The sequence below is a fragment of the Streptomyces sp. NBC_01433 genome (assembly GCF_026340105.1).
GTDB lineage: Bacteria > Actinomycetota > Actinomycetes > Streptomycetales > Streptomycetaceae > Streptomyces.
The window spans coordinates 414,992-427,402 of record NZ_JAPEPM010000003.1 but is presented as its reverse complement, the minus strand read 5'-3'; the positions used below and the strand labels follow the sequence as shown (position 1 = coordinate 427,402).

11 protein-coding genes are annotated in these 12,411 nt (G+C 69.8%); 8 read left to right on the top strand and 3 right to left on the bottom strand.

What is annotated here, in order from left to right:
* Positions 1 to 306 precede the first annotated feature (306 nt).
* The gene (locus OG413_RS38730; protein ID WP_266813937.1) at positions 307 to 1,167 is read right to left on the bottom strand and encodes a hypothetical protein; all 861 of its coding nucleotides are present in this window, start codon (positions 1,165 to 1,167) and stop codon (positions 307 to 309) included.
* 377 nt (positions 1,168 to 1,544) lie between these two features.
* Positions 1,545 to 2,957: a hypothetical protein gene (locus OG413_RS38725; RefSeq protein WP_266813935.1), complete on the bottom strand. Its 1,413-nt coding sequence runs from the start codon at positions 2,955 to 2,957 to the stop codon at positions 1,545 to 1,547.
* A 516-nt stretch (positions 2,958 to 3,473) separates the two neighbouring features.
* On the opposite strand from OG413_RS38725, the gene OG413_RS38720 reads away from it, so the two are divergent.
* From OG413_RS38720 to OG413_RS38700, 5 genes are all read left to right on the top strand, one after another.
* Positions 3,474 to 4,052 (top strand): hypothetical protein, encoded by a 579-nt coding sequence (locus OG413_RS38720; RefSeq protein ID WP_266813933.1) that lies wholly within the window; start codon positions 3,474 to 3,476, stop codon positions 4,050 to 4,052.
* Positions 4,053 to 4,347: 295 nt separating this feature from the next.
* Complete coding sequence (locus OG413_RS38715; protein WP_266813931.1) at positions 4,348 to 4,722, top strand: PadR family transcriptional regulator; 375 nt, start codon at positions 4,348 to 4,350, stop codon at positions 4,720 to 4,722.
* A complete protein-coding gene (locus OG413_RS38710) occupies positions 4,719 to 5,315 on the top strand; it encodes a hypothetical protein (RefSeq protein WP_266813929.1) in 597 nt (198 codons plus the stop codon). The genes OG413_RS38715 and OG413_RS38710 overlap by 4 nt, the downstream gene beginning before the upstream one ends.
* A 571-nt stretch (positions 5,316 to 5,886) precedes the next feature.
* A complete protein-coding gene (locus tag OG413_RS38705; RefSeq protein WP_266813927.1) occupies positions 5,887 to 6,321 on the top strand; it encodes a VOC family protein in 435 nt (144 codons plus the stop codon).
* Between the two features lie 175 nt (positions 6,322 to 6,496).
* Positions 6,497 to 6,709 carry a hypothetical protein gene (locus tag OG413_RS38700; protein ID WP_266813925.1) on the top strand — a complete coding sequence of 71 codons (213 nt, stop codon included), beginning with the start codon at positions 6,497 to 6,499 and terminating at the stop codon, positions 6,707 to 6,709.
* A gap of 593 nt (positions 6,710 to 7,302) precedes the next feature.
* Here OG413_RS38700 and OG413_RS38695 read toward each other — a convergent pair.
* Positions 7,303 to 7,716: a GFA family protein gene (locus OG413_RS38695; RefSeq protein ID WP_266813923.1), complete on the bottom strand. Its 414-nt coding sequence runs from the start codon at positions 7,714 to 7,716 to the stop codon at positions 7,303 to 7,305.
* Between the two features lie 582 nt (positions 7,717 to 8,298).
* Here OG413_RS38695 and OG413_RS38690 point away from each other — a divergent pair.
* From OG413_RS38690 to OG413_RS38680, 3 genes are all read left to right on the top strand, one after another.
* Positions 8,299 to 10,326 (top strand): ABC transporter ATP-binding protein, encoded by a 2,028-nt coding sequence (locus OG413_RS38690; RefSeq protein ID WP_266813921.1) that lies wholly within the window; start codon positions 8,299 to 8,301, stop codon positions 10,324 to 10,326.
* A complete protein-coding gene (locus OG413_RS38685) occupies positions 10,323 to 10,856 on the top strand; it encodes an NUDIX domain-containing protein (RefSeq protein ID WP_266813919.1) in 534 nt (177 codons plus the stop codon). Before OG413_RS38690 ends, OG413_RS38685 begins: the two co-directional genes overlap by 4 nt.
* Positions 10,857 to 10,983: 127 nt before the next feature.
* Positions 10,984 to 12,360 (top strand): MFS transporter, encoded by a 1,377-nt coding sequence (locus tag OG413_RS38680; RefSeq protein WP_266813917.1) that lies wholly within the window; start codon positions 10,984 to 10,986, stop codon positions 12,358 to 12,360.
* The last annotated feature ends 51 nt before the right edge of the window (positions 12,361 to 12,411 follow it).

The following is a 12,411-nucleotide window of genomic DNA, read 5'->3' as shown; positions in this document are numbered from 1 at the left end:
CCGAAACCGGTGTGGGTCGCCGTTGTGCGGGTGGGCGAATTTCCCGGTCACGTGCACCACACCGCAAGGTGTGCACCGGATGCGGCAGTGCGCCGCATCGTGTGGCGTCGGATCGGCGGCCACGACAGCCTCACCGGCCCCTGGCTGGCGGTAAGGGCCACCGGGCGGAGATCCGCGCCTTTCTGGGATACGGCCTGGGCGGTCATGCCGCCTCCAGTCCCACGGTGCCTGCGCCGGAAACCCCCGACACCTCGACCGCGAACAGAACCTGCGGGAAGTCGAGGGCGAGGTCGTCCGTGGGAGGGATCAATGTGGGGGCCGCGACAGGGGTGACCGAGTCTCGGGGCCCTGCCGGACCATGGCCTGACAGTGGGTGCGTAGCCGTTGGGGCCACCGGTCCTGCCACGCCCGCCAGACGAGGACGTGGAACGTCACCAGGAGGAACCCGGAGAGCGCTGCGGTGCCCAGCGTCGCGGCCAGCACCTTGTCGAACTTCTCGTAGCCCCCTTCGGCCCCGATGCCGCGTTCACCGGAGACCTTGCGGGCCAGTAGTACGCAGGTGTTGACCGTGATCCATCCTGCGGCGATCAGCCCTGCCGCCCACGGTGCGCGGTCGGCGCGGTTGTCGCGCCGCGTGCGATGAAGCGGCAGATACCCGGACACCTGCTCCGAGTGGGCCCTGCAAGCCGTCTTGAAAGCGGGGTGGGCGGTGAGTGCCTTCACCGTCACGGGCCGTCCGGCGGACCACGAATCGCGGGCGAACCGCCACGCCTCCAGGGCCAGGGGATGCTCCGGAACAACCGCGACCTCCTGGTCCAACTCGGCTGAGGGGAGGAGTGGTTGATCCGGGTCGAGCCATACGGCAGGGTCGAGCTGGATCTCAGGGCTGGTCCGTCCATCGAGGTCGAGCCTCACCAGCCCTGCCGTGATCAGCGACCGCACAGCCATCTCGGCCGCCGCACACTCCCGTTGCCAGGGATCCGACCGTCGGAATCCGGGCCCGAGCAGCCATGCCGCGTGGTACTCGTCCAACTCGCCCGACGCGATCAGCCGGTCCGCCGTCCGCGACCCGGTCCGGTAACTCGACAGGGCCAGTCCGCCAATGCCGAGGTTCAGGGCCACCAGGAGCCCGCTCGTGCTCAGCACGAGCCACACCACACCATTCATGGAGACAGGAATAGAGCATGTTCCCCGCAGCCGCTACGGTCCAGCCGCGATCGGGCCGCCACAACGTCCCATCCCCTTTTCTCGATGTCGACGGACCGCTCATCCCCTTCGGGGCGACGCCGCCACAGCTTCCGGACGGGGTATCCGAGGTACGGGACGGGACCCAAAGTACAAACGCCCGGCCCGAACCCGCTGCTGACCAGGCTGCAAGCCCAGGCGGACGCGGCCGTGCCGGGCAAGCCCGGAAAGACCGCCGGGCGGCAACCGAGCCGAACGTGACGACCACGGCCTGGGCAGATCCCGCGGAGGCTGGATCAGCCGGGCACCCGTCGGGCACGGCGCCAAGGCGGGCCGGGCGCCCACGCTGCTATTGGGGGTCAGGGCAGTTCCCAAACGGTGGCCTGCAGTCTTTCCTGGCCGTTGGCCGCCGCGCCGCTGGGTGTGAAGTAGCCGACCCGTCCGGCGGCGGTTCCGAAGCAGGCGGTGGAGCCTGCGGGGACGTTGACGCTCCGCTGGCCCGGGTTGGTGTTGAGGAGGCCGACGCACTGCTCGCGCCGGGGCGGTGCCGCGCCGTCCCAGAGCACGATCGCGTTACCGGTGAACTGGCTCTCGTCACAGCCGAGCTGACAGGTCATGCCGAGATCCCCCGCGAGTGCCCGCCGCGGCGGGACGGTGTCCAGAGACCAGGCTGCCGTCACGATCCCGGTGCTGCTCCCGTCGTCCAGGGTCAGCGTTCCGTGCCAGCGCACACGTACGGCAGCCGGAGGCGGCGCGGACGCTTCGCCGGACGGGGCCGGTGACGGTGACGGTGAGAGGGATGGGGATGGTGAGTGGGATGGGGATGGGGATGGGGCGATGGGGGTGTGGGTGGGCGTGACCGGCGTCGAGGCGGCGGATGTCGGCGAGGGGGCGGCCTGGTCGGTCGTGTCGTGCGTGCCGGTCGCCCAGATGCCGACCGCGGCGCCCCCTCCTGCCAGCAGCACGACAGCCAGGGCACCGACGATCAGCAGGGCGACGGGGCGGCTGCCGGGCTTCTTGGGATCCACCCCGGGGGGCTTGGGCGGATCGGAAGGCGTGGAGGGCGTGGAGGGCGTGCGGTGCGGACCAGCACCACTCCCGGATGACGTCGGGACCAGGTCGCCCGGCCCGTCGGCTTCTTCGAGTACGGCCAGGCGCGCACGGCACCCGTCCAGTTCGGCGATCAGGTCTCCGCGGCGGTGAACGAGCTCGTCGCGGCGTTCCGCCAGAAGCCGGCTCTCCTCTTCGAGCTGGTGCTTCCTGTCCTGACTGCCGGTGCTCAGCGAAGGCCGCGCCGTGCGGCTCTCCTCCTCCTGGTCCGTGCGGAGCCGGTTCTCCCGCGCACGGACCTCGGCCAGCTCCTCCCCGAGCCGGCGCAGCGCCTCCTCGCCGTCCAGGAGGCGCAGCAGGAGAGAGTTCTGGTCGCTGCCCCGGACATCGGCGCCGATGTCCACCAGGATCTGGCGGTAGGCGGTGAAGAGCTCGGTCCTGCGCTGCGGCCCGGCGGGGTCATCGGTACGGCGGGTGACTTCGGTGAGCAGGTCATGGAGGAAATCCCAGGGAGGCAGGCTCTTGCCCGGGAGGTACTTGAAACGGATCACGGAGTCCTTGTAAGCGGGATAGCGCTGAGCGAACTCACGCGAGCTCAGACCCGCCAGGTCGAGCAGCGTCCGGAGCCTGCTGCCGAACTCGGCCTTCAGCCGGTCCCTCCTCTCCTGCGCCTCCCGACGCGCGAGAACACCGTCCCCGTTGCCATCCTGGCCATGCGCCACTGATGCTCCCCCTTCGCGGGATGCGGAACCGGACAGCCACTGGTGCGCACCCTCACCACCGCAGGGGCCTCAGCCACCACGATCCGGTCCAAAAGGCGCCCCAGTGGAGTGGTCGCCCAGCATCAGGGAGCCCCGTCACTGTAGAGCCAACCACCCCGCCCAGCAGAGAAGTTGACCAACCCGTGCCACTGCCCGGCACGTCCTGGAAAAACCGCACCGCTGCCACGGGACACGTACCCACCGATGGTGGCTCACCGTGACCGACTACCTCTTCACCGTCCAATTTCCATGATGCCGAATCGACGCTCGGCGCATCGGGTCAGCGAACGCGCGGAACCAGGCAGGCAGCGGGAACTCCCTCTTGATTCAGAGTGCCGGACACCCGTCGGCTCGGCCGGCATCCGGTGTTCTGCCGGAAAAGCAGCCGGGTAGCCGGGGCCGCTCTGTCCATACCCCATGGCACACTCGTCCCTTGATCGCAGGGGCGTACTGCCCCCGACCTGGGAGGGTACGACTGTGCGCAGGACGAAGTGGGCCACCGTGGCCGTAGCGGCTATCGCGCTCGGAGCCGCGGGCTGCGGCACAAGTGATGCCGGCACGGAGGCGGCCGGCGCCGATGTGGCCGACGCGGAGGTAGCCGCCACACCGACGTCTCCCCGGCCCAAGGGCACCGGGCTGCTCACGAAGGAAGTCGTCCGTACGGACCTCGACACCTCGGCCGCGGACGCGGGCGTTCCGGCGAACGCGCCGGAATATGGCCGTATGAGCGAGGGCACCCCGGCCGACTCGCCGCCGCAATCGTGCGGCGTCGCCTTCAAGGGGTTCGGTACCGAGACCACCCCGGTCGACGTCGCCCGCTACGAGGCGGTGGTGGGCGAGCTGGGCGAGCGCGACTGGCAGCAGCCCCAGAAACGCTATGAGCGCAAGAACATGGACGACGGGGTGATCAACGAGGCCCGGACGGTCCTCAATCAGCGCGGCTGGACCGTGGTCGCGGAGTACCGGACCTTCCAGAAAGACGGCGTGATCACCCTGTCGGCCTTCGAGGACGCCTGCTTGAAGCAGTACAACGACAACGCGGGTCCGGACGGCTGACCGGCCCCGCTGCCTGACGGCCTCGTGCGCGACAAGCAGATGCCTTCGCGCCACTGCATCCAGCCTGGGCACAGCCTCGTCGCTCGGCAGCGGGCTCCGCTGACGCGCCCGAGCGCCTGCCGCGCACGAGGCCGTCGGAAGTCGTTCCCGATCTGCGGATCTATCGGAGTCACCCGCCTGATCACGCCTGGTGACGACCCGAAAGGTCGTAAGCATCAGCCCCACCAGATTGATGAGTTAGGGAATCTGCGCCCCCCTTTCCCATCCACTTGCCCCGCCAGGTATCTTGCATCGCATGGAACCAGGCGATTCGACCAGGCAAGCCCGGGCAGCCCCCCAGCTGCGCAAGGGTGTCCTGGAGTGCTGCGTACTCGCCCTGATGCGGGGCCGCCCCCGCTACGGCGTGGAACTCCTCCACGCCTTGGAGGACTCGGGTGCCCTGGCCACCAGCCAGGGCACGGTCCACCCGCTGCTCTCCCGGCTCCACAGCGACGAGCTGGTCGCCACTACCTGGCAGGAGTCCGCCTCCGGACCACCTCGTCGCGACTACTCGCTCGCCGACAGTGGCCGGGCCGCACCCGACGAGTTCACCCGCGTCCGGCCCGGCTTCCGCAACGCCGTCGACGCTTTCCTGATCACCCCCCACCCCGTTACCGGAGACCTCGCATGAAGACCTCTGCCGACCCCGTACGCGACTACCTCTCCGCCGTCGAGCGCGAGGCCTCCGCGCTCCCCGTCGACCGTCGCCAGGAACTCCTCGCCGACCTCGCCGAACACATCGAGGTGACGCGCGCCGAACGCCCCGATGCCGCGATCGGCGAGGTCCTGGCGGAGCTGGGGGACCCCCGCACGATCGCGGCGACGGCGCTGGCCGAGGCGGGGAACGGGGCCGCTGGGGCCCCGGCCCCCGGCGGTGTCGGTACACCCGCCCGGCGTAGCAAGGTGCACCCCCTGGTCCCGCTCCTGATGCTCACCCTCTCGATGCCCTTCATGATGGTCTTCCCTGACCTCCCCGGGCCGCTGTTCGGCGTCCTGTTGCGCGTCACTGGCGCGGTACTTCTCTGCACCTCGGTGCACTGGGCCGCCGTCCAGAAGACCACCGGCGTACTGCTTGCCGCCGTTCTGCCGAGCGTCGTCTTCAGCACCGCGAACCTGTCCGGCATCGGCCCGGAGGCCGGCACCCCGACCCTCCTGGCCAACCTGGCGATGCTCGCCCTGATGACCGGCACGGCAGCATGGCTCTGGCGGGTCCGCCGCGCCTGAGCCTGCCGTTCAACCGGCCGCGGGCACTTGGCTCTGCGGGACCGGGCGAGCGATTCGCCGGGGTTCCATGTGACTGGTTATCGCGGCCAGAGGGCCGAAATGGATCTGTGGGTCGTTGCTGTGGACCAGGCAGATGGTGCGGGTGGCCGAAGAGCATTGCTCTACGTGCTTGCTCGCCGATGATGTCCAGCAGGATCTGGGCCGTCCGAGGCCGCTGTGCGGCGAACCGGTCGTAGTTGCTGGGGCCAGAACTGTGCAGCATGAACTCAGCGACCGGGCTGCCGTCGGGGAACGTCATCGTGGGCACACCGCGGATCTGGGTGTAGCAGGCGTCTGCCCGCTCCCAGCCCTCCTCGTCGATGGCACGCTCTTGTTCGGTGAAGACCGGATGGAACACTTCGAAGCCAGGAAGTGTCTCGGCTTCGGCGTGGGTTCATGGCATGTCGGCGCCGGTGACGGCCAGCCGGGCGATCTCCTGGTCGCCGTAGTGGAGCCACCGGAGGCCATTCTCTCGTCAACGTGCAGATTCCTACCGGGAGATGCGAGAGAGGCCGCCTGTTATGGTGCGCCGATGTCATCGATCAAGCAGTTCCAAGTCACCTTTGACTGCGCAGAACCTGAGCGCCTTGCTCGTTTCTGGTGCGAGGTGTTGGGGTACGTCGTATCGCCGGTACCGAAGGGGTTTGACACGTGGGACGACTACCATCGCTCGCTGCCGCCTGAGTATCAGGTGCAATGGTTCTCCTGCGTTGATCCCTCAGGTGCGGGCCCGCGGCTGCTCTTCCAGCGCGTTCCCGAAGGCAAGGTCGTCAAGAATCGGGTGCATCTCTGTGTGCGGGCCGGCACTGGGCTCGTGGGCGAAGAGCGCCTCGCCACACTCCAGGCCGAGTGCGCACGACTGGTCGCGCTCGGCGCGGTACACGTGCGAACACTGCTTGCGGATGGCACCAACGAGTCGTGCATCGTGATGCAGGACATCGAGGGCAGCGAGTTCTGTCTCGACTGAGCATCCTCCGAGCCGACGAGGTGGCGAGGTGGCGAGGTGGCGAGCCGTCTTCCTTCGGCCTCGCCAAAGGCCCTTGGAGATCGCATATCCGTCACGTACCAATGGGCGAAACGGGATGACGTAGATGCGGTAGTTCCGGTGGAGCACCGCGGAAGCAGAACGGCTGCGTGCCCGGATGCGGGAGGAGAGATGTCTCCTGCTGCGGGGCTTGCTGCCCCGCGAACAGGTCGCCGCCGTGCGCGACAGCGTCCTGCAGGTGTGCACCCGGGAAGGCCGGCTCCGGAACTGTGACGCCCCTCAGGACGTCGTACGCCCCGAGGCGGCGTGCGAGTCCCCGGACCCGCGCTACTACGCCGCCTACCGCCGGGTGGTGAGCCTGGAGGAGTGACGAGGCGCCGGCTCACACTCCGGCACTCATGGAGGCCGCGGAGGCGCTCCTTGAGGACGATCGGATTCCGCCTCGCCCGGCCAAGCCGGCCCGGCCGATCTTTCCCCAGACGGCGGAGGCCGGCGCCACCCCACCGCGCCAGGACCACCCGCGCGAGCAGGGAGCCCAGGAGACGTACACGGCATGGGTACCACTTGGCGACGTGCCCAGGAAGCTGGGCGGTGTGGCGGTCCGGCCGGGATCACACCGCCAGGGCGTCCTGGAGCACGGCTTCGTGCCCGGCGCCGGCGGGCTGGGAGTGCCGGAGAGCGGCGCACCCGCGCCACGGGGCATCAGCAGAGTGTTGGCATCACTGCGCACCAGCCGGTCCACCGACTCGTGGTCACAGGCTCCGAGGCACAGTGATTCACCGTGCCTCGGAACTCCGCGCCCGGCGCGGGAAAGCGCCAGCACCCCGCGCTCGGGCCTGGGTCCCGCGCATCGAGAGAGTGCGGAGCCGAAGCACGTGTCCCTGACCGACCCGCGAAACAACGGGCGGGATCCACGCAGACCCGGACCGCCCGAAGACCCCTCCACGGAGCGCCAAAGAATGCTCATGCGGGCGGTGGTTGGGTGGAGAGGATGGGCGGAAGCCACGTCGGCGTGTTGTGGCGGAAGCTGTGACCGATGGGAGTGATCCCGGCACCGTTGTCCAGGGCCGAGAGACAGACCCCGAGGTATTCCGCACCGTCGGCGGCAGCCCCGAGGGGCGTACCGCACAGGGCGCAGAACCAGCGTTGCATCGTGGGCCAGGACCGGTACGAACTGGGGGTCCCGGGCCCGGTCCAGCTGAAGTCGGTCCGGCGGAATCCGACCCAGCCCATGATCGGGCCGCCGGACAGGCGGGAGCAGTGGGGGCAGGCACATACGTGGGGGTCGTAGGGCTCCCCGATCGCTTCGAAACGGATGTGGCCGCACAGGCAGCCGCCGGTGGACGCCTCTGGTGTGGGTGTCAGGTCGCTGGACATGGGGTTTCCTTGCTGTCGCGGCGTTGCCGTGATGACGGACATGCGCGTCGACTCGCCACAGGAGGACGGGCCTACGGGTGGAGTTCGGGGCGGGTGAGGACCCGGGTGGGCAGCCTGGCACGCCGGTTCCGTGGCGTTGGTACGGCCGCGCGGATTCGGGCCATTGCCGCCACCATGACGCCGCCCGGCGCGCACTGTCGCCGCGCAGTCGCCGCACGGGGCGGCCAGGGTGTCAGGTTGGCCGGAAACCTTCGGGGGAAGCGGCCGAACGGGCGACCATCGCTCGAACGAGGGCGTTTCAAAGGCATGGCCCCGCGTTCCCGCTGCGAGCGGCGACATTCGTACAGACGTCCAGAAACCCCCTCGTCGTCACCCGTTACGGCGTGCCGGGTGCCCCGTTTCTAGAGCACCCGTGCCATTCGACGACCTGCTGGAGGACACGATGACTCCTCTCCCCGCCTCTGCGTGCCGGCTCCTTGGATTCGAACGACAGCGGCCTGTCCCGGCTCTTCCCACCCTCGGATTGCAGCAGGTCGGCGCCTCCGCCCACTGCTTGGCACGGCCGGATGCGAGGCGTGAGGGATGACCAACACCCACGGTCCAAAGGTCCCCGCCGACGGGGGTGTTCCGGCGCCGCGGTCCGTCCCGCTCCCGCTGCCTCCCGCGGCGTTCCCCACCGGCCCGCAGGACGGCGACGTGACCGACGGGATGAAGGAGGCGTACTGGTCCGTCCACGACGGCGCGGCCGCGAACGCCACGGTGTGGCAGGTCCTTGGCCGACTGCCCAGGATCACGGCCCTGATCGGGCGGCTCGCCCGGCGTGCGGACCCTGCCGCCACGGTCACGGTCATCGTCTGCCAACTGGCATCGGCGGTCATGAGCGCCTTCGGGCTGATCGCCTCGGTCGCTGTTCTCCAGCACCTGTTCGCCCAGGGCCCCACGCCCGATCGTGTGCGTGCCGCCATTCCCCAGATCCTCCTCGTCGTCGGTTTCCTCGCGGCCCGTGCGCTCTTGGAGGCCGCCGTCGCGGCTGCTCAGGCCAGGGTGACGCCCAAGATCCGCACGGCCCTCGAATGCGAATTCTTCCGGCTCACCGCGCACGTGCGTCTCGAAGCGGTCGAGGACGCCGAGTGGCACGACGAGGTACACCGCGCCAACGACCGAGGGCTGTTCTACGCACGGCAGATCGTCGGGCAGGTCGTCTCCCTCGCGTCCGCCGCGTTGGGGCTCATCGGCACCGCCGGAGTGCTGAGCCTCCTGCACCCGCTCCTGCTGCCTCTGCTTCTGCTGTCCGTCGTCCCGGTCGGCGCGGCCGCCGTCCGCGGCGCACGCGCCAGATTCCACTCCTTCAAACGCTGGAATACGCTGCAGCGCCGGGTCCGGGTCTTCTCGTGGCTGATGCTCGACGTGGACTCGGCCGCCGAACTGCGCTCCGACACCGCGCAAGGTGCGCTCCTGGAAGAGCACCGCCGGCTGACCACCAAGATCGCGGCGGAGGACAGCCGGCTGGGCATGCATTCCGCGATGCTGAACCTGGCCGGGCGGGCTGTGGGCGGGCTCGGGACCGGCATCACGTACACGGTGCTGGGTGCCATGCTCATCGCCGGATGGCTGCCCCTGGCATACGGTGCCGGTGCCGTAATCGCCATCCAGGCAGGCCAGGCGTCGCTGACACGGCTCGTCGAGGTCGCCCACCTCGTCTACGAGCACGCCCTATGGGTGGACGACCTCCTTGCCGTGCAGGAACGCTGCCGCCAACTGTTGCCTCGTAAAGCCGAGTCGCAGGCGCCCACGCAAGTGAAGACGATCACCTTGGAGGACGTGCGCTTCTCCTACCCCGGCCAGGACACACCGGCCCTGGACGGGATCAGCTTGAGCCTCCGCGCCGGGGAGACGGTGGCCTTCGTCGGCCTCAACGGTTCGGGCAAGAGCACCTGCGCCAAGCTCCTCGCGGGCCTGTACGAGGCGCAGCAGGGCTGCGTGCGCTGGGATGGGCTCGATGTCCGTGACATGGACGCCCAGTCGGTCCACCGGCAGGTGGCCTGCGTGCTGCAGGAGCCGGTCCGCTTCCCTTTCAGCGCCCTGTCGAACATCGCCATCTCGACCGGCACTCTCGTGGACGTCGATCCGCAGCGGGCGATGGACGCCGCGCGGGCCTCCGGCGCCGACGGTGTCATCGCCGCCCTGCCCGGCCAGTGGGAAGCGATCCTGTCCAAGCGGTTCAAGGACGGTCAGGAGCTGTCGGGCGGGCAGTGGGCGAAAGTCGCCGTGGGCCGCGGCCTGTACAAGAAGGCGCCGCTGCTCCTGCTGGACGAGCCGACGGCCAGCATGGACCCGCCGTCCGAGCACGCTGTCTACGAGGCGGTACTGCGCGGCCGGCTGCGCGAGGACCAGATCACCGTGCTGATCTCCCACCGACTGGCCAGCGTCATCGACTGTCACCGGATCTATGTGTTCGACAGCGGTCGCATCGTCGAGTCCGGATCCCACGACGAACTGATGGCCCTGAGCGGCGACTACGCCGCCATGTTCACCCTTCAGGCCGGTGGCTACCAACCCCGCGCCGCTGCGGCCTCCGCGACGGCCGCCGTCGAGGAGGCGACGACGTGATCCCGCCCCTCGCACACCCCGCGCCCGCGTGCTTCCCTGTCCCGACGCCGAAGGACGCTGCCGTCTCACACGCCCGAACGCCGACCACCCATGCGACTGCCCTCAACGTCATCGGCGTCCACCTCTACTTGGAGAACGACGACGGGAGGGTACTGCTCGGGCTGCGCCACCCGGATTCCGCCTTTGCCGGGGGGACATGGCATTTCCCGGCGGGACACTGCGAGCAGGAGTCCGCGGTGGCGTGTCTGGTCAGGGAAGCTCGCGAAGAGACCGGCCTGGTCATCGACCCCATGGATGCCGAGTTTGCGCATGCGGTCCATATCGTCGACTCCCCTGGCGCCCAACCCCGCCTGCAGTTGGTTTTCCGGGCCCGCCGGTGGAAGGGAACCCCGGAGGTACGCGAGCCCGACAAGTGCCTCGCCTGGGAGTGGTGGCGGCCCGAAGACCTTCCGGAGCAGGTCGTTCCCTACACCCGGGCGGCCGTCGACGGTGTCGTTGCCGGGCGGCTGTATACGGAGCTCGGCTGGTGACGACGAAACGTGATCAGCGCCCTGGTCCGGCAGCCGGCCGGGGATGCGCGGCGTGTCCCTCCGGCTCCCCGGGGCAAGGAAGTATCGCAGGTGTCCGCGCGGCCGGAGAAGGACCGGGAGGTGCGCCGTGACCTCCCGTGCCGACTCCGCCGCGCCCGCGGGGGCTTCGTTGTGGCAGCACCATGACTTCCGCCGGTACCTGACCGGCCAGACCGCCAGTGTGGCGGGCAGCTCGGTGAGCTCGATGGCCATTCCGGTGCTGGCCGTTCTTGAGCTGGACGCCACTACCGCGCAGGTCGCCTGGCTGGCGTTCCTCGGTCAGCTGCCGGCCGCGCTGCTCGCCCTGCACGCCGGTGCGCTCGCCGACCGGTACTCCAAGCGGCGGCAGATGATCACTGGTGATCTGGTCGCCGCCGCGGCGTTGGCGAGCGTCCCGGTGGCGGCCGCCATGGACGCGTTGACCTTGTCCCAGCTCATGGCCGTAGCCACGGTGCGAGGCGCGGCGAGCGTAGTACACGACGCCTCGGCGATCAGCCTGCTGCCGAGCCTCGTCGAACGGTCCCTGATTCAGCGGAGCAACAGCCGCATCGGAGCGTTGTTCGCCGTCGCCGCGACCGGGGGCAGCAGTTTCGGCGCCGCCCTGACCGCCCTCCTGGGCCCGGCGCGGGCCCTGCTCGGCGATGTCGGATCCTTCCTCTTCAGCGCCTGGTGCACCGCACGCATCGAAGCCCGCGAGCCCGACCGGGCATATGCCGAGGGCCGTCGGCTGCGGCCGGAGATCGGCGAGGGCTTACGGTACGTGCACGGCGATCACCGGCTTCGCACCCTGACCCTGGTCAACGCCACGGTTTCGTTCGGCCTCGCGATGCTCAACACCCTCTGGGCGCTCTACCTCCTGCGCGTCCTGGGGATGGGCGCGACCGTCTTCGGTGTGGTCCTGGGGATCGGCGCGCTGGGTGCGGCCGCCGGTGCGCTGTCCGCCCCGGCCCTGGCGCGCCGGTTCGGGCCCGGTCCGATGATGCTCGCCGTGCTCGCGATCACGCCACTCACCCAGGTCCCGTTGCCGCTCGCCTCGCCCGGCCTCGGCTGGGAGTTCACGATCGGTGCCGCACTGTTCCTCCAGCTGGCCTGCGCCGGTGCGGCGGGCACCACCCAGCGTTCGATTCGCCAGATCATCACTGTGGAGGGCATGCAGGCCCGGATGCAGGCCGTGAGTACCTGGCTGGTCTCGTGCGCGCGGCCGGTGGCCGCGCTCCTCGCCGGTGCGATGGGGACGTCGTTCGGTGTGCGTCCCACCCTGGTCGGTGGGTCGTTCATGCTGGTCGTACCTGTTCTGGTGCTGGCCTGCTCCCCGCTGCGTGATCTGCGGCGGATGCCCGACCCGCCACCCGCACCGCCCGGAGCGGTCGGCCCGCTGGAGTCGCGACCCGCCGCCGGGCGCCCGGCGGAGCCGACAGGTCCTGGCCTGGCACCGCCACGCGCCGGGGCGGCAGGTGAGCCGTGAACAGCGACGTCTCAACTGCCGCCCCGGAAACAGTCGGCTCTCCGGCGCCTG

Bases quoted from the DNA above. Each gene is read 5' to 3' on its own strand.
- OG413_RS38730 (WP_266813937.1), bottom strand. From the start codon at position 1,167: ATGAATGGTGTGGTGTGGCTCGTGCTGAGCACGAGCGGGCTCCTGGTG.
- OG413_RS38715 (WP_266813931.1), top strand. From the start codon at position 4,348: ATGGAACCAGGCGATTCGACCAGGCAAGCCCGGGCAGCCCCCCAGCTG.
- OG413_RS38710 (WP_266813929.1), top strand. From the start codon at position 4,719: ATGAAGACCTCTGCCGACCCCGTACGCGACTACCTCTCCGCCGTCGAG.
- OG413_RS38705 (WP_266813927.1), top strand. From the start codon at position 5,887: ATGTCATCGATCAAGCAGTTCCAAGTCACCTTTGACTGCGCAGAACCT.
- OG413_RS38700 (WP_266813925.1), top strand. From the start codon at position 6,497: ATGCGGGAGGAGAGATGTCTCCTGCTGCGGGGCTTGCTGCCCCGCGAA.
- OG413_RS38695 (WP_266813923.1), bottom strand. From the start codon at position 7,716: ATGTCCAGCGACCTGACACCCACACCAGAGGCGTCCACCGGCGGCTGC.
- OG413_RS38690 (WP_266813921.1), top strand. From the start codon at position 8,299: ATGACCAACACCCACGGTCCAAAGGTCCCCGCCGACGGGGGTGTTCCG.